Source organism: Bartonella vaga (assembly GCF_037070895.1).
Lineage (GTDB): Bacteria > Pseudomonadota > Alphaproteobacteria > Rhizobiales > Rhizobiaceae > Bartonella.
The window spans coordinates 149,991-168,430 of record NZ_JAYMZK010000003.1; the positions used below are offsets into that span (position 1 = coordinate 149,991).

16 protein-coding genes and 1 other RNA gene are annotated in these 18,440 nt (G+C 37.5%); 7 read left to right on the forward strand and 10 right to left on the reverse strand.

The window, feature by feature from the left end:
* Positions 1-39 precede the first annotated feature (39 nt).
* A complete protein-coding gene (ligA, locus tag WCP76_RS03425) occupies positions 40-2,199 on the forward strand; it encodes an NAD-dependent DNA ligase LigA (RefSeq protein ID WP_336294323.1) in 2,160 nt (719 codons plus the stop codon).
* Between the two features lie 267 nt (positions 2,200-2,466).
* Here ligA and WCP76_RS03430 read toward each other — a convergent pair whose 3' ends face one another.
* The 3 genes from WCP76_RS03430 to WCP76_RS03440 are packed head-to-tail and all read right to left on the reverse strand — an operon-like array spanning position 2,467 to position 5,792.
* A complete protein-coding gene (locus WCP76_RS03430; protein WP_336294291.1) occupies positions 2,467-4,293 on the reverse strand; it encodes an aminopeptidase P family protein in 1,827 nt (608 codons plus the stop codon).
* A gap of 17 nt (positions 4,294-4,310) precedes the next feature.
* A complete protein-coding gene (locus tag WCP76_RS03435; protein WP_336294292.1) occupies positions 4,311-5,180 on the reverse strand; it encodes a 50S ribosomal protein L11 methyltransferase in 870 nt (289 codons plus the stop codon).
* A gap of 30 nt (positions 5,181-5,210) precedes the next feature.
* Entirely contained in the window at positions 5,211-5,792 is a 582-nt protein-coding gene (locus WCP76_RS03440) for an SCO family protein (protein ID WP_336294293.1), read from the reverse strand.
* A 447-nt stretch (positions 5,793-6,239) separates the two neighbouring features.
* Here WCP76_RS03440 and WCP76_RS03445 point away from each other — a divergent pair, with 447 nt between their 5' ends.
* Positions 6,240-6,431 (forward strand): LbetaH domain-containing protein, encoded by a 192-nt coding sequence (locus WCP76_RS03445; protein WP_336294294.1) that lies wholly within the window; start codon positions 6,240-6,242, stop codon positions 6,429-6,431.
* A 173-nt stretch (positions 6,432-6,604) separates the two neighbouring features.
* On the opposite strand, the gene WCP76_RS03450 is transcribed toward WCP76_RS03445, so the two are convergent.
* The 5 genes from WCP76_RS03450 to ssrA all read right to left on the reverse strand — a co-directional run bounded on the left by WCP76_RS03450 (position 6,605) and on the right by ssrA (position 10,585).
* Positions 6,605-8,836 carry an ATP-dependent helicase gene (locus tag WCP76_RS03450; RefSeq protein WP_336294295.1) on the reverse strand — a complete coding sequence of 744 codons (2,232 nt, stop codon included), beginning with the start codon at positions 8,834-8,836 and terminating at the stop codon, positions 6,605-6,607.
* Between the two features lie 232 nt (positions 8,837-9,068).
* Positions 9,069-9,320, reverse strand: coding sequence for a ribbon-helix-helix domain-containing protein (locus tag WCP76_RS03455; RefSeq protein ID WP_336294296.1), 252 nt, complete (start codon positions 9,318-9,320; stop codon positions 9,069-9,071).
* A gap of 11 nt (positions 9,321-9,331) precedes the next feature.
* Entirely contained in the window at positions 9,332-9,514 is a 183-nt protein-coding gene (locus WCP76_RS03460) for a DUF4169 family protein (protein ID WP_336294297.1), read from the reverse strand.
* An 8-nt stretch (positions 9,515-9,522) separates the two neighbouring features.
* Positions 9,523-10,062, reverse strand: coding sequence for an SspB family protein (locus WCP76_RS03465; protein ID WP_336294298.1), 540 nt, complete (start codon positions 10,060-10,062; stop codon positions 9,523-9,525).
* 172 nt (positions 10,063-10,234) lie between these two features.
* Positions 10,235-10,585: a transfer-messenger RNA gene (gene ssrA / locus WCP76_RS03470) on the reverse strand.
* A gap of 94 nt (positions 10,586-10,679) precedes the next feature.
* Here ssrA and WCP76_RS03475 point away from each other — a divergent pair.
* A complete protein-coding gene (locus WCP76_RS03475) occupies positions 10,680-10,985 on the forward strand; it encodes a DUF2853 family protein (RefSeq protein WP_336294299.1) in 306 nt (101 codons plus the stop codon).
* Positions 10,986-11,578: 593 nt separating this feature from the next.
* Here WCP76_RS03475 and WCP76_RS03480 read toward each other — a convergent pair.
* Positions 11,579-12,898 carry an MFS family transporter gene (locus WCP76_RS03480; protein WP_336294300.1) on the reverse strand — a complete coding sequence of 440 codons (1,320 nt, stop codon included), beginning with the start codon at positions 12,896-12,898 and terminating at the stop codon, positions 11,579-11,581.
* A 397-nt stretch (positions 12,899-13,295) separates the two neighbouring features.
* On the reverse strand, positions 13,296-14,603 hold the full coding sequence (locus WCP76_RS03485; RefSeq protein ID WP_336294301.1) for an MFS family transporter: 1,308 nt from the start codon (positions 14,601-14,603) through the stop codon (positions 13,296-13,298).
* Positions 14,604-14,818: 215 nt separating this feature from the next.
* On the opposite strand from WCP76_RS03485, the gene WCP76_RS03490 reads away from it, so the two are divergent.
* From WCP76_RS03490 to hflC, 4 genes are all read left to right on the forward strand, one after another.
* Positions 14,819-15,613 (forward strand): thymidylate synthase, encoded by a 795-nt coding sequence (locus tag WCP76_RS03490; RefSeq protein WP_336294302.1) that lies wholly within the window; start codon positions 14,819-14,821, stop codon positions 15,611-15,613.
* Positions 15,610-16,119: a dihydrofolate reductase gene (locus tag WCP76_RS03495; RefSeq protein WP_336294303.1), complete on the forward strand. Its 510-nt coding sequence runs from the start codon at positions 15,610-15,612 to the stop codon at positions 16,117-16,119. Before WCP76_RS03490 ends, WCP76_RS03495 begins: the two co-directional genes overlap by 4 nt.
* Positions 16,120-16,245: 126 nt before the next feature.
* The gene (gene hflK / locus WCP76_RS03500; protein ID WP_336294324.1) at positions 16,246-17,391 is read left to right on the forward strand and encodes an FtsH protease activity modulator HflK; all 1,146 of its coding nucleotides are present in this window, start codon (positions 16,246-16,248) and stop codon (positions 17,389-17,391) included.
* A gap of 2 nt (positions 17,392-17,393) precedes the next feature.
* Positions 17,394-18,329 (forward strand): protease modulator HflC, encoded by a 936-nt coding sequence (gene hflC, locus WCP76_RS03505; RefSeq protein ID WP_336294304.1) that lies wholly within the window; start codon positions 17,394-17,396, stop codon positions 18,327-18,329.
* Positions 18,330-18,440 lie beyond the last annotated feature (111 nt).

The window sequence follows — 18,440 nt, forward strand, 5'->3', positions numbered from 1 at the left end:
ATTTTTATGGCTATCGTCCATAATTTTGGAATAGATTTTATGAGTAAAAATGCAATCAAAAATTTAACTGCCCTTGAAGCAGAAAGTGAATTAGAATGGTTATCAAAAGAAATTGCACGTCACGATGTGCTTTATAATAATAACGATCAGCCTGAAATTTCTGATGCAGAATATGATGCACTTCGTCGTCGTAATGCAGAGATTGAAGCTCTGTTTCCAGAGCTAATTCGCTCAGATACTCCTTCAAATAAAATTGGAGCACCGGTTTCTGAAAAATTTGAAAAGGTTATTCACGCACAGGCAATGCTTTCTTTAGAGAATGCATTTAGCGCTGAAGATATAAGTGACTTTGTTGAACGGATTCGCCGTTTTTTACGTTTTCCAAAAACGCAAATTTTAGAAATAACAGCTGAGCCAAAAATCGATGGCTTATCTTTATCTTTACGCTATGAAGAAGGAAAGCTTGTACGGGCTGCAACGCGTGGTGATGGGCATATAGGTGAAGATGTAACTGTGAATGCACGGACAATTTCTGATATTCCACAAGTTTTGCAGGGTGAATTTCCCAGTATTATGGAGGTTCGCGGTGAAGTTTATATGAGACGGGAAGATTTCCAAGCGCTTAATGTACGGCAACAGGAAAAGGGAAAATTAACTTTTGCTAATCCTAGAAATGCGGCGGCTGGTTCTTTACGCCAGCTTGATTCACGCATAACGGCTAGTCGGAAGCTTCAATTTTTTGCTTATGCTTGTGGTGAGGTTAAGGAACCATTTGCAGAAAGCCAAATGGAGATGATGCAAAAGTTTCAAAAATATGGGTTTGTTATAAATCCATTAACAAAAGTTTTTAAAACCGTAGAAGATATTATTTCCTATTATCACGGTATTGAAGAGTGCCGTCATTCCCTAAGCTATGATATTGATGGGGTTGTTTATAAAGTTAATGATTTAACGTTACAGAAGCGTTTGGGATTTGTATCTCGCTCACCACGTTGGGCAATTGCGCATAAGTTTCCAGCAGAAAAAGCAGCGACTCTTTTGGAAGATATTGATATTCAAGTTGGGAGAACTGGGGCATTAACTCCTGTTGCACGTCTTGCACCTATTACTGTTGGTGGTGTGGTAATTACGAATGCAAGTTTGCATAATGAAGATTATATTAAAGGGATTGGCAATAAAGGTGAACCAATTCGTGAAGGGCGTGATATCCGTGTAGGAGATACAGTAATTGTGCAGCGCGCTGGTGATGTCATTCCTCAAGTTGTTGATGTTATTTTTGAAAAACGTCCAAAAGATACTGCTGCTTTTGTGTTTCCTCACCTTTGTCCAGCTTGTGGAAGCCATGCTGTTCGTGAAGAAGGAGAAGCTATACGTCGGTGCACAGGTGGACTTATTTGTCCAGCACAGGCGATTGAGCGTATTCGTCATTTTGTTTCGCGCAACGCTTTTGATATTGACGGTCTTGGCAAAAAGCAAGTGGAATTTTTCTTTCATGTTCAGGATAAGACACTTTGTATTCATACACCAGCTGATATCTTCACTTTACAACGACGCCAAGAAAAATCTTTGACACGTTTAGAAAATATGGAAGGTTTTGGTGCTGTTTCAGTGCGTAAACTTTATGATGCTATTAATGCTTGCCGAAAAATTCCTTTAAGTCGTTTTTTATTTGCGTTAGGCATTCGCTATGTTGGAGAGGTTAATGCGCGGCGTCTTGCACGCGCTTATCAAAATTATACTGCTTTTGAGACTGCTGTGGTGGCAGCCACTATGCCATGCGATAAGATGGGTGAAGAGGGTAATGAAGCTTGGAGAGATCTCATTAATATTGAAGGAATTGGACAACAGGTAGGTACAGCAATTGTTGATTTTTATCAAGAAGCGCATAACCGTGAGATTTTATCTGCTTTGCTTGAGGAAGTAACGCCTCTTGATGAGGAGCCTTTGGTGGTATTTTCTTCGCCAATAGCAGGAAAGATAATTGTTTTTACAGGAATTTTAGAGCATATGTCACGTGATGAAGCAAAAGCATTGGCAGAGAGATTAGGCGCCAAGACATCAGCTTCTATCTCTAAAAAAACGGATCTTCTTGTTGCTGGACTGGGAGCAGGGTCAAAATCGGTTAAAGCGCAAGAGTACGGTGTTAAGATTATAGATGAAAAAGCATGGTTACGATTGATTAAGAAACATTATGTTTAAATTCTTTCTCTTCAAGAGTGACGCACTAGGTTAGTAATAATTATTCATCTTATAGATCTGAGCTGTGGTTTTTGCTTATGCGTTGCAATAAATATTGGTAAGCGTTTTATATTATTATAATGTGACTTGTGTTTGCAAAATAGCTCTAATTTCTAAATTCTTGGACACGATTGAAGTTCTCTTAAAGAGTATTTTGCCTTCTTTGATGGTCCAAATGCGCATTTCTCTCTTTTAAAAAAGGTGAAAGATGCTGCATGCTGGATTTATTTAAATCGGCATTGTCGCTTCTTTTATCCATTTTTTATCATCTTCATTTAAGTAAGGCGCGTTAATATGATAAACGTGAGCGTGGTAATCATTGAGCCATTGCCGTTCTTGCTGTGTCAAAAGCTCTGGTAGGATTAACCATCGATCAATAGGACAATTAGTGAGTGTTTCAAACGATAACATTTCTATGTCACCGCCGTTAATTTTTTGTGCTGGCTTTACAATCATCAAATTTTCAATACGAATACCAAAAGCACCTTCGCGGTAATATCCAGGTTCATTCGAGATAATCATTCCAGGGATTAACTCTTGGCTTCCACGGCTTGAAAGATTTTGTGGTCCTTCATGAACAGAAAGGTAAGATCCAACGCCATGACCAGTTCCATGGGCATAATCAAAACCCGCTTTCCATAATGCGATGCGTGCTAGGACATCAATATCTTGTCCGCGTGTGCCTTTTGGAAATCGTGCGGTTGAAAGAGCAATCATACCCTTGAGAACAAGAGTAAAACAGCGTTTTTCTTCTTTTCCAATATTTCCAATTGCTACTGTACGCGTAACATCTGTTGTACCATCACGATATTGTCCTCCTGAATCAACAAGATACAGCTCACCAGCATTTAGTTGTTTATTTGTTTTTCTCGTTACGCGGTAATGAACAATTGCACCATTTGCACCTGCGCCTGAGATTGTATCAAATGACAGATCTTCAAGTTTTTCGCCCATTTCATTTGCTGTCATTATACGAAATTCTTCTAATTTTTTAGCACAAGAAATTTCATCCTGTGTGCCTGGTGTTTGCTTGTCTAGCCAAGAAAAGAAACGAGTAAGCGCTACACCATCACGCAGATGCGCTTTACGTGCACCGTCTAATTCTGTAACATTTTTAACGGCACGGGGTAAGGCAGCGGGATCGGAAAGAGAGACAAAAGAACAACCTTCTTCTTCAATAACTGTGCGTAATTTTTCGCATGTTAATCTTGGATCTAAGGAAAAAGTTGTTTCTTTTTGAGCATAATCTCTGATTTTTGAAATTAGTTGCCCTGGTTCATACAACTTTACATAATTTTCCAAATATTGTTTCTGTTCTATACCAAGTTTTTTGCTGTTAATGAATAAGGTTGGTGCTTCTTTGATGGGAATAAGAGCAAAACAAAGAGAAAGGGGGGTATTGGAAACATCATTGCCACGTATATTGAATGTCCATGCAATGGAGGAGGGATCTGTAAAGATAAAAATATCTGCGTTGGCTTGTTGTATTTTTTTTCGAATTAATGTGAGTTTTTCATTAACACTACATCCTGCATATTTGAGAGGATGAATAAATAAGGCAGATTGGGGTAATTGTGGTTGATCATGCCAGATAAGATCAATGAGATTGGACTGAGTTGCGATAAGCCTTCCACCTGCTTCAAATTCTAATGCTTCTTTTAATGCATTTGTGGCGGTAATGGTGTGGAGCCATGGATCAAAACCAATAGAAAGCTTTTTTTTATTTTTGGCAAACCATTGTGCCAATGGGCAAGATATTAAATCTTCATAATCAAAAATACTAGGATCAGTTTGTTGACGAACTTGGAGTTTATAACGTCCATCTGTAAATATGATGGCTTTTTCCTTTAAAATGAGTGCGATACCAGATGATCCAGTAAAGCCAGTAAGCCAACTAAGACGTTGAGCATGTGGGGGGACATATTCTCCTTGATGTTCATCTGTACGTGGGACAATAAAGCCATCTAATCCAAGATGATCAAGTTCTTTACGAAGAGAGAAAATACGTTCTGCAGTACAGTCTAGATTTGTTGTTTCTTCAAATGATTGATACATAACAATGCTTTTTTCTTCTATTTTAAGTGTATAGTAACCCACCCTTGACGGTGATATGTTTCAATATGTTTTAAGCCCTGTTTTATATAAGTTTCCACAACATGGGTATGTTGTTCTTCAAGAATTCCAGATAATATGAGTGATCCACCTTTTGAGAGTGCCTGTACCATTTCTTGCGCAAGCTCAATCAGAGGATTAGCAAGGATATTTGCAATGATGAGGTCAAAGGGTGCACGTGATGCAATTTGATCATGACTGAAACCTGTTGCTGTGACAGCTGTAATATACTCTTTTACGCCATTGAGTGCGATATTGTGTTGTGCAACTTGAATAGCAATTGGATCAATATCGGATGCGAGTATAGAAACAGGTTTGAGCATTGCAATACCAATGGCCAATACTCCTGTTCCTGTGCCAAGATCAAGAACATTTTGCGAATTTTCATTTTGCATTACTTTGGAAATCATTTCCAGACAACCGGCTGTTGTTCCGTGATGTCCGGTACCAAAGGCTTGATTAGCTTCAATTTCAATAGGCAAAACATTAGGTGGAATATCGTTTCGGTTGTGGCTTCCATGTAAAAAAAAGGGGCCAGCATGCACAGGTGTTAGTCCTTCAAGGCTTTGTTTAACCCAATCAATATTGGGTAAAATTTCACAGTTAATTTTATCAGGGGCTATAGAAAAGATATATGCAAAACGTTCAGCAGCATTTTCTTGGTTTTCTTTATCTACATAAAGTGAAATTTCATATACAGCATTTTTTTCATCTATTTCTACAAGAGCAAGAGGATACCCTTCTTCGTCAAAAGCCGTTTCCATAAGAGTGTACAACCGTTCTGCTTCGCTCTTGAAAGTAGCGTAATACAGGCGAACTTGCTGCGACATTTTGTTCTTTCTCTTAATCGGTTTTATAATTTACTTTGAGGCTAATTTTTTTAGTCGCTTAATGGCGATATCATCTCTTGATTCACTATTGCCTTCTTTCGTGTCATAAGGAATAACACCAGCCAGTTTTCCACCTTTTTTGAGCAAGAAAATTGCTGCTGTATGGTTATAAGTGTAGTTTTCACCTGTTCCGGGCACTTTTTCAGCAACGATATTAAAAGAATCTACCATTTTATGAACTTTTTCAGGATCTCCGCTGATACCAATAATTTTGTTAGTAAAATTACTCAAGTATTCACGGAGTATTTCTGGGGTGTCACGTTCAGGATCAACAGTAACAAACCATACTCCTAACTTATCAGTTTCAGGGCCAAGTTCTGTCAGCCACCGATCAAGATTCACTAATGTATTAGGGCACACCTCAGGACACATGGTGAAGCCAAAGAAAAGTACTGAAGGCTTACTTCGAATATCAGCTTCAGTGACAGTTTTTCCATTGGAATCAGTAAGTGTAAAATTATTTCCTAAAGGTTTGTTTATTAACGCATCATAAATAAAAATGCCTGCAAGAAATATAATTGTTAGCCCTAAGATGCGTATTACATTTTTCATAGTTTAACTCTTTCAAGTGTCCAAAAAAATTATAACACTGGTCTATTAAGTTTGCAATCTCTGTTTCATTGTTGAGTTTGTTTAGCTAGTTGCTTTGTTTTTTACATTAGTTTTTGGAAAACAATTGATGGAAGATGAATAACACGAAAAAAGATTTTAAATTCCATGAGAGTAAACTTTGTATCAATATGATAGCACGATTGCAGGGTCGTAAATTATAACGCTATCTGGAAATCAATGAGCGGATGGTTTGGCGTGATGTAATATGGTGTTGGGGGCTTTTCTTATTTTGAGCGTAACAGTAAAGTTATTTATAGCGATATTGGATATTTTTATTCTATTGAAGCTTACATTATGATGTGTGAATATACTAAAACATCTCATAGAGTGTATTTTAACGCAAAATATTCCTTCATCCTAACGAATGCTCTCATTATATTTCTTTATATGTCGTTAGATAGTCCTGGTCGTGAAAAACATTGTGAAAAATGTGTTTTACTGAATCATGATATATGGATTGAAAATGGTACTGTTATTTTTGCTAATGCTATCATAATGAAAGATATTTTACTTTATGTCGTTATTCATAGTGTTTTTTCCAAGAAATTGAAGATGCGTTTTCCCGATAATGTAATTTAGGTGTTGTTAGATATAACTTGGTGGAATTTGCTGCTTGATAAATTTTACAACACATTGTCTGCTACGCAAAAGCTTCTAATCAAAATTTTTATTCACAAATGGAATATGGTATCCAAGATGCAATGAAGAGAAATAACTTTTTCTTGTGAATGATGACTTTGGTTATGTTTGCGTTAAGCTTTTCTCACAAAATTGTCGAGGACACGCTTTTCTCCAGCTTTCTCAAATACAATCGTTAATTTATTATCGTCTATTGCTGTGATATGACCATACCCAAACTTTATATGAAAAATTTTATCATTTATTGAAAACACTGAGGGCGTTTCAGAGTTTGTTTTAGCGATGATTTTTCCTTCAATATTCTTTTGTGCATGCTTCTGTTTTTGTGTTTTATAATCATTATAAAGGGGACTATGGTGTTTAAAGGAAGACTTTCCATAACCACCATAAGATGTTCCCATTTCTACAACTTCTATATGGTTTTCTGGTAATTCATCCAGAAACCGGGAGGGGAGTGCTGTCTGCCAAAGTCCATGAACTTTTCGATTAGATACGAACCATATATGCAAATGCTTTTTTGCTCTTGTTAGCCCGACATAAGCAAGTCTACGTTCTTCTTCCAATCCTAAATTGCCACCTTCATCCAATGAGCGCTGATGAGGAAAAAGTCCCTCTTCCCAACCAGGAAGAAAAACTGTTTCGAATTCGAGTCCCTTGGCTGAATGAAGAGTCATAATGTTGATTGCATCGGTATTTTCATTATTTTCAGCATCCATAACCAGCGCAACATGTTCTAAAAAGCTTTCAAGATTTTCAAATTGTTCTATAGAGCGGATCATTTCTTTGAGATTTTCTAGCCGTGTTGGTGCTTCTGGTGTGCGATCTTCTAACCACATAGCTATATAACCTGATTCATCAAGGATTATTTCAGCAAGCTCTTTATGAGGGGTGCATTGCATCATATTTCGCCAACGACGAAAGTTTTCAATAACATTGCGCAAAGCACTGCGTGCCTTGGGTTTTAATTCGTCAGTTTCAATTATTTCTGCTGCGGCAGAAAAGAGGGGTATAGAACGTGCACGTGCACTTTCATAAAGGGTGCGTAAACTTATATCTCCCAGGCCGCGTTTAGGTGTGTTGATAATACGTTCAAAGGCCAAGTCATCTGCTGGTTGAACAACAACACGCAGATAAGCCATGGCATCACGTATTTCCATTCGTTCATAAAAACGCGGACCACCAATAACACGATAATTCAAGCCAAGTATAACAAAACGATCTTCAAATTCACGCATTTGAAATGATGCGCGCACCAATATAGCCATATGGTTTAATGAATGACCGGCCTGTTGTGCGCGTTCAATTTCTTCTCCAATTGCGCGAGCTTCTTCTTGCGAATCCCATATTGCATGAATTTTTACTTTTTCTTCTTCAGTATTTACTTGATCAGGAAAAAGTGCTTTTCCAAGTCTCCCTTGGTTATGAGAAATTAGGTGAGAAGCGGTTTTGAGAATGTGTGATGTTGAGCGATAATTACGTTCTAAACGAATAATTTTTGCCGGAGGAAAATCTTTTTCAAAACGCAATATGTTATCGACTTTAGCACCACGCCATCCGTAAATGGATTGGTCATCATCACCAACACAACAAAGATTGACACCTTGTCCTTTAGATTGTTGTGCCAAAAGACGAAGCCAAAGATATTGTGCTGTATTCGTATCTTGGTATTCATCTACAAGAATATAGCGGAATTTAGAATGGTATTCGCGAAGAATATCTGGATTGTGTTGAAAGATAGAGATAGGATGAAGTAGAAGATCGCCAAAATCACAGGCATTAATGTTTTTTAATCTATCCTGATAGCTTCTGTAGAGTTTTTGCCCCATGCCGTTACCAAAAGAATAGGAATCACTTTCTGAAATATATTCTGGAGAAAGCCCTTGATTTTTCCAAGAATCAATCATTATTGCAAGATGACGCGCTGACCAACGTTTATCGTCCAGTCCTTCAATTTGAATAAGCTGCTTTAAAAGAGCAATAACATCGTCGCTATTAAGAATTGTGAAGTTGCTTTTTAAATTAACAAGTTCTGCGTGACGGCGCAAAATTTTCGCTCCGGTGGAATGAAAAGTTCCAAGCCAAGGCATGCCTTCAACAATTGTACCAACAAGTTCACCAATACGCATTTTCATTTCGCGTGCTGCTTTATTGGTAAAAGTTACAGCAAGTATCTGCTTAGGAGAAGCAAGCTCAGAGTGTAAAATATGAGAAATCCGGGTAGTGAGAACGCGTGTTTTTCCAGTACCAGCACCCGCGAGAACTAAGAGAGGTCCCTCTGTATTCATTACAGCTTGTCGTTGTTCTGGATTAAGCTTTTCTAAATAACCGACATCATTTGAAATCATATCGCATTGTTTCTTTTGCTGTTATACTGCATGTAGTTAACCTAGGATTATTTATATGTTTACGGGAATGAAGTGTTTTATTCAAAGAACATTCCGTGATCAGGAAAATTAGTCATTGTACCTTTTCTCTAGCCTTTTTTGCATCTTAGGGTTAGGTTTAAAAAAATCTTCTTAAAAACACGGCAATACCCTTAATGGAATAAAGAAATAGAGATCGTAACAAAAATGAAGACTAAAGGCGTTGAGTAAGAACGTTTTGAAGTGCATAAATACGTAATGATGCCGAAAGGTTCACTTGTTGCGGTCTTTTATTGTCAATATCAGCGATAATAAAGGCTAATGATTGTCTTTCTTTGCGTGCTATGGTTTTAAGAACGTCTATAAATGGTTGTTCTAAAGATACACTTGTTGCATGTCCATCAATTCGAACGGATATTTTTCGCGGGATTGCTTTTGACCAATCAATAAAATTATTTTCATGCATTTCTTCTACTCTTATTTATCGTACCATAAACGATTTTTATCAAGAATTCTTTGCACTTTTAAAGACTTTTTTTTCTCGAAAAGTTTTTCAGCTTTTGTTCGTCCAAAGCGATAGCGATTCTCTATTGCCAATACAGCGTTTTCTGCACGCTTTTTTTGTTTTCTAAATTGACGAAGGTTAATCAGTTCAGCCATGAAAAAGTTTATTTATTTTTTCGAAAAGAATCTAATGAGACAACATCAGCACTTTGTTTACTATCATTGTTTGAAGATTCCTTATTTGTATTAAGGTTTTGTTCTTTTGTGAGCTTATTTTCTTTTTCCGATAGAATGATAGGTTTAGATAAAGTATTTTCTGAATCTTTACTTTCTTCAGAGGTAAGGTTTGAGGGCAGGTCAAATGCTGCTTCAAATGCTGCTACAGGGTCATAAAATACTTGGATAGAAGTGAAGGGAATCACTAATTTTTCAGTAATTTCGTTGAAAGAAAGTGTTACTTCGAAGGCTGTTTCAGAAACAATTAAATCTCTAAACTGATGTTGTAATATGATTGTCATTTGCTCCGGATAACGATTTTTAAGTCGAGAAGAGATCTTTACACCTAAAGCATTTGTTAAAAAAGTAATAAAAAAGTGGTGATTTCCTGGAAGCCCTGCTTTGGAAACTTCTGATAAAACTTTACGGATAACCCCACGAAGTGCATCTTGAACGAGAATATCGTAACGGATTTGATCTTGAATCATTGAAGCTTATTCCTTTTATTTCACGTAAAAGATGATGATAAGTAATATTGTGCGATGGAATGCATCTTAAGGCTAGCAATATTTTGTCTACTATGCATCTAAATTAACCGAAAAAGAATATGAAATTTTATGACAAATAATGTTGGAAAGATCAATCTATAATATCCATAAAAGTGAAGGCTTCTGTTGCCAGGTGCCTCCGAACCCCGCTTAAACCTGCGATAGTTTAAGGCTTAATTTGAAGCATTCACACCACATTAAGCGGCGATACGTGCTTCCGCATAGTTGTCATTTGCAACTACTCATTTAGTCCGATAACGGTGGTACTATGCCGAGTAAAAGAGCAATCTTTACACTCTTGTCGATCCTATTTCGCCCCCACCAAAATATAATTTTTTATATTTTGGTGGAGGCGCCGGGTACCGCCCCCGGGTCCAATAAGTTTATTTCATTGTCCATTTATTACCATAGCTGGCAAGCCAGCGTTCTTAATATAGATGAAGAACGGTCTTTGGAAAAGGGGGTTGTTAATATTTTTAATCCTCTAATTATCTACGGAGGTATATGATGCGGTTGTAAAGTACAGTCGCTAATTTTTGGAGAGGAAATGGTGCAAAATGACAAATTATCTAGCAGATATTAAATTATATGACCAAGATCCAGATGAAGCTGCAATAGAGCGGCTTAGCCATCGTTTAGCTTTGGTTATGAAGAAGCAAGATGCATCGCTTGTTGCTACATCTGATCCAAAAGAGTTAGAACGTGTCGAAAGATGGATTCAAGATGTGTTAGGCGTTGATGAACAGAGTGCTAAAACAGCTGTTTCAAAAGTTGTAGCTATAATGTCTGGAGATCGCAGAAAAAGTCGTATCACTTTTTATTATTTGGTAGCTAAAGAATTAAATGCGCTCCATAAAATTTAAATGATATTAAAATTGGATTTTTGGACAATAATAATTACAAAAAATCCCAATAAATTGGGATTTTTTATTTTATGTAGGACGTTAGTGAGTTTTGTCGTTTTTGAAGTATCCCTCTTTATTCAGATTCTGTACAAAGAGAAGTGCAATGAATGCGATAATCATTACACAGCGTATGTAAAAAAAGATAGATTCATGTCCAATTTTTTTTGAATCTAAGTATCATATATTTAGCAGAGCCATCAAATAATGCATTGTCGATGGTATGAGAAAGACAACCGCCCATTGAGAACTTTTCTTTTTTATTCGACTTTGCTAAAAGGACTGAACGCTTGTTAAATTAATTCAAGTATTCTTTTGAACTTTATTGCGTTATATTGAGTGAAAGAAGAAAATGACATATTTGAAATAGTGCTTAATAATTTGAAGTAATTTACTTTTCATTAGATGACCTTACAAAAGGAAATGTTACTTCTTTGTGATGTTTCAAATGGGGGGGATCAAAGCGTTGTAAATACTAAATTCCTATATGCTATATGACGGATATAAAAAAGCCCAGTTTATTAGGCTTTTTTCTGATTTTCTTAACTAAAAAGTTAACTAATATCGTTTCTTTGAAGATATCCTACTTTCTGAACGTTTGGCATTAGAATAATTGCGACGAATGCAATAATCATCATACCGACTATGTAAAAATGGAATAAAGCTTCGTATCCCGTTTTTTTAAATTGAAGTGCTACGAATTCAGCAGAACCACCAAATAGTGCATTGGCTATAGCATGGGCTAGTCCAATTGCTGTTGCTCGTATTGAAGCGGGGAATAGTTCTGCTTTTACGATACCAGAGACAGATGTATAAAAACTCATAATAAAAAGCATTCCCACAATGACCGATAAGGCAACCCATGTATTATTAGTGCTGCCAATCACTTTAAGTGCAGGAATTGTAAAAATAATAGATAAAACACTCCAAATAAGCAATGAAGCTTTTGTTCCAATTTTATCAGCTAGAGAACCAAATATGGGCTGAATTAGCATAAAGACAAAGAGTGCAGCCGTCATTATAGTCGTGGCAGTATGCTTATCAAAACCAGTTGTCGTGATCAGATATTTTTGCATATAAGTAGTATATGTATAAAATGTGAGCGAACCTCCGGCTGTAAAGCCCATAACCAGAAGGAAAGTTCTTCCATGATTGCATAAAAGTTCTTTAAGACTTCCGGCTTTTTGTGTAGAACGGCTTTCTTTTGTCGTTGTTTCATGAAGTGAGCGTCGGAGGTAAATTGCAACAATTGCTCCAAGCCCACCAATCGCAAAAGGAATACGCCATCCCCATGCTTTTAGTTGATCTTCTGTGAGATACAACGCTAGGATGAAAATAACAAGGCTAGCAAGAAGCTGACCACCAATAATTGTGGCATATTGAAAAGAGCTAAAGAAACCACGGCGATTTTTGAGAGCCACTTCGCTCATATAAGTTGCGGTCGTACCGTATTCGCCACCAACTGAGAGCCCTTGAAGCATACGGAGCAAAAGAAGCAGAAATCCTGCTGTCATTCCAATGGTTTCGTAGGTAGGTAGTATGGCAATTAAGAAGGAACCACCGCACATCATAAAAACAGAAATAAGCAGTGAGCGCTTTCGTCCATAACGGTCAGCAATAAATCCAAAAATCCAACCACCGATTGGACGCATGAGAAAACCAATAGAAAAAACAGCAGAAGCTTTTAAAAGCTCTAAGACGACGTCTCCACCTGAAGGAAAGAACTGTGATGAAAAATAGATAGAGGTAAAAGCATAGGTGTAAAAATCATACCATTCTACCAGATTACCTGACGCGCTTGATATGATAGAGGAAACACGTTTTTTTGTATCATCATGCGATGCTAAAGGCATTGAAGCCGTTTGATTTTTCATAAAAATATTCCTTCCCCTTTTTTGTATACTAATTCCCTTACGGTTATTTACAGTAGACTATTTTATACCAAATTCTCAATTGTATCAGATATTTTAAGGAGAGTTTATAGTTGTTTTTTTGCTAACAATAAAAATATTGTAAAATCGTTGATAGGGATTAGTATAAGCAGTGCTAAATTGCTAATATATTCTTTAATTTTCTCTTTTTTCAAGCTTGTACTATTATAAAAAGTTTATCTTAAGTGCGCTGGACTTAATAGGCTAAAGAATAAATTCTACTCAAACAATATAATAACTTATTTCTTAATATTTTTAGGGAAGAATAGCATTTTCGATGTGTTTTAATACAAAATTAAGAGAAAATCTCAATAAGTCGAGCTTTTCTCTTATTTTAAAATTAATTAATATCATTTCCTTGCAGATACCCTCCCTTTCGAGCATCTGGCATAAAGAAAATTGCGATGAATGCAATAACCATCATACCGACTATGTAAAAATGGAATAGAAATTCGTATCCGACAGTTTTTAATTCCAGTGCTACGGATTCAGCAGAACCACCAAATAGTGCATTGGCTATAGCATATGATAGTCCAACTCCCAGTGCACGTACTGAGGCAGGGAACATTTCTGCTTTTACGATACCAGAGACAGATGTATAAAAACTCATAATAAAAAGCATTCCCACAATGACCGATAAGGCAACCCATGTATTATTAGTGCTGCCAATCACTTTAAGTGCAGGAATTGTAAAAATAATAGATAAAACACTCCAAATAAGCAATGAAGCTTTTGTTCCAATTTTATCAGCTAGAGAACCAAATATGGGCTGAATTAGCATAAAGACAAAGAGTGCAGCCGTCATTATAGTCGTGGCAGTATGCTTATCAAAACCAGTTGTCGTGATCAGATATTTTTGCATATAAGTAGTATATGTATAAAATGTGAGCGAACCTCCGGCTGTAAAGCCCATAACCAGAAGGAAAGTTCTTCCATGATTGCATAAAAGTTCTTTAAGACTTCCGGCTTTTTGTGTAGAACGGCTTTCTTTTGTCGTTGTTTCATGAAGTGAGCGTCGGAGGTAAATTGCAACAATTGCTCCAAGCCCACCAATCGCAAAAGGAATACGCCATCCCCATGCTTTTAGTTGATCTTCTGTGAGATACAACGCTAGGATGAAAATAACAAGGCTAGCAAGAAGCTGACCACCAATAATTGTGGCATATTGAAAAGAGCTAAAGAAACCACGGCGATTTTTGAGAGCCACTTCGCTCATATAAGTTGCGGTCGTACCGTATTCGCCACCAACTGAGAGCCCTTGAAGCATACGGAGCAAAAGAAGCAGAAATCCTGCTGTCATTCCAATGGTTTCGTAGGTAGGTAGTATGGCAATTAAGAAGGAACCACCGCACATCATAAAAACAGAAATAAGCAGTGAGCGCTTTCGTCCATAACGGTCAGCAATAAATCCAAAAATCCAACCACCGATTGGACGCATGAGAAAACCAATAGAAAAAACAGCAGAAGCTTTTAAAAGCTCTAAGACGACGTCTCCACCTGAAGGAAAGAACTGTGATGAAAAATAGATAGAGGTAAAAGCATAGGCGTAAAAATCATACCATTCTACCAGATTACCTGACGCGCTTGATATGATAGAGGAAACACGTTTTTTTGTATCGTGCAGCGTTAGAGTTGCTTCATTCTCCATAAATCTATCCCTTTGTAATTTTATTTTCGGTTATTTGTTTCTCGTACTTATTCCTCTCGGGACTGTCTACAGTATTTTATCTTTTGCGTCAAAAATTTAATAAAATCATGGTAATTTTTTGTGTAAGATGTTTCAAGAGAGAGATTTTAATTGTATTTTTTTGAACTTTACAGTTTCTATTTTCTATAATCGATAGAATCGGCCATAATATTTATATGAGAACCTACCTTGAGCTTTTATATCATGTTTTAAATCAGGGGATTGATCGAGCAGATCGAACCGGTGTGGGAACGCGGTCAGTTTTTGGATATCAGATGCGCTTTGATTTACAAGTTGGTTTTCCATTGTTAACAACAAAAAAATTGCATTTGCGTTCGATTATTTATGAGCTTTTATGGTTTCTTAAAGGAGATACAAATATCGCATGGTTGAAGGAGCATGGTGTATCAATCTGGGATGAGTGGGCTGATCAAAAAGGTGATCTTGGCCCTATTTATGGTTATCAGTGGCGTTCTTGGCCAGCTCCTGATGGACGACATATTGATCAGATCAGTAACCTTTTGGCTATGATTAAGAAAACACCTGATTCTCGTCGTTTAATTGTATCAGCGTGGAATCCCGCATTAATAGAGGAAATGGCTCTTCCCCCGTGTCATTGTTTTTTTCAATTTTACGTTGCAGATGGTAAATTATCTTGTCAGCTTTATCAACGATCAGCAGATATTTTTTTAGGTGTTCCATTCAATATTGCTTCCTATGCATTGTTAACAATGATGATTGCACAAGTGAGCGGTCTTAAAGTAGGTGATTTTATTCATACTCTCGGTGATGCGCACCTTTATTCTAGCCATTTTGAACAGGCAAGACGTCAATTGTCTCGCACACCAAATGCTTTGCCATTTATACGTATAAATCCAGAGGTAACAGATCTTTTTTCCTTTAAATTTGAGGATTTTGAATTGCTTAATTATGAAGCACAACCACATATCAAGGCACCGGTGGCAATATGACTTTTCCTGTTTATTTAATTGCAGCTGTTGCAGAAAATGGTGTTATAGGTCGTGAAGGCGCTATGCCATGGCGTTTATCGACAGATTTACGTCGCTTTAAGACTTTGACTTTCTGTAATCCCATCATTATGGGACGAAAAACTTGGGATTCTCTCGGACGTCCTTTACCAGGACGCACGAATATTGTTATTACCCGCAATCGTGCCTTTACAGCTGAAGGAGCTATTGTTTCTCATTCTTTGTCTCAGGCTTGTTCTATTGCAAAAAAAGCTGCTTCTCAAAATGGTGCAGAGGCAATTTTTATTATTGGTGGTGGTGAAATTTTTCAACAAGGATTTAGCATTGCTGATAAGGTATTCCTTACAGAAGTCCTAGCCTCTATTGAAGGTGATAGTTTTTTTCCTGTTTTTGATAAAGAAAAGTGGACTATTGTGCAAACACAATATATTCCAGAAGGAGATAAAGACAGTCATGCGACACGTTTTGTGGTTTATGAGCGGAAATAATCGTTCGTAATTAAATTATAATGATAAAGAGCCTGTCAGTCACATTGTAATCAATTGAGAGGCGTCTTATAAAGTCAAGTGAAATAGTTTGTATTTGATTAACAAGAGTCAGTTGAAGAGGTGATGATGCCCTGGACAAATCAAAATGGTGGTGGCCCGTGGGGTGGTGAGAAAAATAAACTCGGTGGTGATAAAAAAACGCCGGCTAAGAACATCTTTGGTTCTGGTGGCAATAATGGTAGCGACAATGGTCCTAATCTTGATGATATTTTGCGTAAAGGGCAGGATCAGTTTAAACAATTTGGTAAAGGTGGTCTTTTTGTTTTGTTGCTTTTTCTTACTGTGTTGTTTTGGCTGTATCAGTCTATTTATGTTGTTCAGCAAAATGAACAAGCTGTGGAGTTACGTTTTGGTGTGCCTAAGAAAGGAGCTATCGGTGATGGCTTGCATTTTCACTTTTGGCCAGTTGAGACCTATCTGAAAGTTCCTTTAACGGAAAAAACAATCGCGATTGGTGGTCATCCTGGTCAAAGGCAACAAAGTGAAGGCTTGATGCTCTCAAGTGATCAGAATATTGTTAATGTTAATTTTTCTGTTTACTATAGAATTTCACATCCAGGTCAATTTTTATTTAATGTGAATGATCAAGAAGGGACAGTTCGCCAAGTTGCCGAGAGTGCAATGCGTGAAGTTATTGGCTCAAGGCCTGTTGATGATGTTTTACGCGATAAGAAAGAAGAAGTTGCTAATGACGTTAGAAAAATTATCCAGTTGACTGTAGATAAATATCAACTCGGTGTTGACATAAGTCGTGTATCGATTAGTGAAGCTGCTCCTCCTACAAAGGTTGCTGCTGCGTTTAATTCTGTCCAGCAGGCCGAACAGGAACGTGGGCGAATGATTGAAGAGGGGAATCGTGTGCGTTTTACTAAAATTGGTTTAGCGAATGGTGAGGCTTCACGCACACGGGAAATCGCAAAAGGTGAAAAGGCACAAATGGTTGAAGAGGCGAGAGGGCGTGCTGAGCGTTTTCAGGCTATAGCTCGTGAGGCAGCAATTTCACCAGAGGCTACTCGTTATCGCCTTTATATGGAGACGATGGGGTATATCCTCTCTTCGCAAAATAAGTTGGTTCTTGATCAAATAAATTCTCCGGTGCTGCCCTATTTACCTCTGAATGAATTGTTACGTAGCGATTCATTAGAAAACGCGAAAAAGACACCAGCACATTCTTCATCGTTATTAGATTCTCGCATTTCTGGAGGACGCTAATTATGCAGCAGTCTCGTTTTTTATTTATTTTTGGTACTATAGTGCTAATTTTGATGGTTTTGTGGATGTCTATTTTTATTGTCTATCCTAGACAACAAGTTGCAATTAAGCGTTTTGGACAAATTGTTAAGGTGGAGTCTGCTCCTGGAATCTACTTAAAGGTGCCTTTCGTGGATAAGATGATTGTCGTTGATAACCGTTTGTTGCGTTACGATGTTCCTACACAGTCTGTACAAGTTCGTGGTGGTGCTTATTATGAAGTAGATGCGTTCTTTATTTATCGTATTACAGACCCTAAGTTATTTTTACAACGCATTGCTTCTGGGCGTCCGCAGGTTGCTGCGCGTGAAAATCTTGCACCGCGTTTTATTGATGCTTTGCGGGCTGTTTATGGTAAGCGAGAGTTTAAGGCGGCTTTATCAGATGAACGAGGAGCTATGATGGCTGAAGTGCAGAGGCAATTTTCTGTAGATGCAGGTTCCTTGGGTATTACTATTGTTGATGTGCGTATTCGCAAAACCGATTTAACTGATGCTGTTTCAGAAGATGTATATAGACAGATGGCAGCCGAGCGTGAAGCAGCTGCTGAGAATATTCGTGCACGTGGACAACAAGAGCGAGATCGTATTGTAGCGGAAGCTAATCGTGAATATAAAGAGATCGTCGCAGTTGCAAAGCGTGATGCTGAAATTACCCGTGGTGAAGGTCAAGCTGAGAGTATTCGTCTTTTATTGAATGCGAGAGAGGCTAATCCGTCCTTTTACGATTTTTGGTTAGCTATGGAACAGTATAAAAATTTGGAACGTGTTCCAATGGTAATTTCCCCAAGTGAGGATTTCTTTTTCTATTTCCGCAATCCACTGCAAGTAAAGAGAAAACTTTCCTCAACAATGAATCCTAGCTTCAGTAAAATTGATCCAAAAGTTGGGAGGGAGTAGATGAAGCAATGGACTCTAAGTAGGAGCGTTGGCCCTAGGGGTATGATTCATGGTTTCTTGCTTTTTTGATGAAAGCAGTAGAGTGTTGAGCCAGATTGATTTTGCATAGAC

Excerpts from the sequence above, each read along its gene's own strand:
- ligA (WP_336294323.1), top strand. The coding sequence starts at position 40 with ATGAGTAAAAATGCAATCAAAAATTTAACTGCCCTTGAAGCAGAAAGT.
- WCP76_RS03430 (WP_336294291.1), bottom strand. The coding sequence starts at position 4,293 with ATGTATCAATCATTTGAAGAAACAACAAATCTAGACTGTACTGCAGAA.
- WCP76_RS03435 (WP_336294292.1), bottom strand. The coding sequence starts at position 5,180 with ATGTCGCAGCAAGTTCGCCTGTATTACGCTACTTTCAAGAGCGAAGCA.
- WCP76_RS03440 (WP_336294293.1), bottom strand. The coding sequence starts at position 5,792 with ATGAAAAATGTAATACGCATCTTAGGGCTAACAATTATATTTCTTGCA.
- WCP76_RS03445 (WP_336294294.1), top strand. The coding sequence starts at position 6,240 with ATGTCGTTAGATAGTCCTGGTCGTGAAAAACATTGTGAAAAATGTGTT.
- WCP76_RS03450 (WP_336294295.1), bottom strand. The coding sequence starts at position 8,836 with ATGATTTCAAATGATGTCGGTTATTTAGAAAAGCTTAATCCAGAACAA.
- WCP76_RS03455 (WP_336294296.1), bottom strand. The coding sequence starts at position 9,320 with ATGCATGAAAATAATTTTATTGATTGGTCAAAAGCAATCCCGCGAAAA.
- WCP76_RS03460 (WP_336294297.1), bottom strand. The coding sequence starts at position 9,514 with ATGGCTGAACTGATTAACCTTCGTCAATTTAGAAAACAAAAAAAGCGT.
- WCP76_RS03465 (WP_336294298.1), bottom strand. The coding sequence starts at position 10,062 with ATGATTCAAGATCAAATCCGTTACGATATTCTCGTTCAAGATGCACTT.
- WCP76_RS03475 (WP_336294299.1), top strand. The coding sequence starts at position 10,680 with ATGACAAATTATCTAGCAGATATTAAATTATATGACCAAGATCCAGAT.
- WCP76_RS03480 (WP_336294300.1), bottom strand. The coding sequence starts at position 12,898 with ATGAAAAATCAAACGGCTTCAATGCCTTTAGCATCGCATGATGATACA.
- WCP76_RS03485 (WP_336294301.1), bottom strand. The coding sequence starts at position 14,603 with ATGGAGAATGAAGCAACTCTAACGCTGCACGATACAAAAAAACGTGTT.
- WCP76_RS03490 (WP_336294302.1), top strand. The coding sequence starts at position 14,819 with ATGAGAACCTACCTTGAGCTTTTATATCATGTTTTAAATCAGGGGATT.
- WCP76_RS03495 (WP_336294303.1), top strand. The coding sequence starts at position 15,610 with ATGACTTTTCCTGTTTATTTAATTGCAGCTGTTGCAGAAAATGGTGTT.
- hflK (WP_336294324.1), top strand. The coding sequence starts at position 16,246 with ATGCCCTGGACAAATCAAAATGGTGGTGGCCCGTGGGGTGGTGAGAAA.
- hflC (WP_336294304.1), top strand. The coding sequence starts at position 17,394 with ATGCAGCAGTCTCGTTTTTTATTTATTTTTGGTACTATAGTGCTAATT.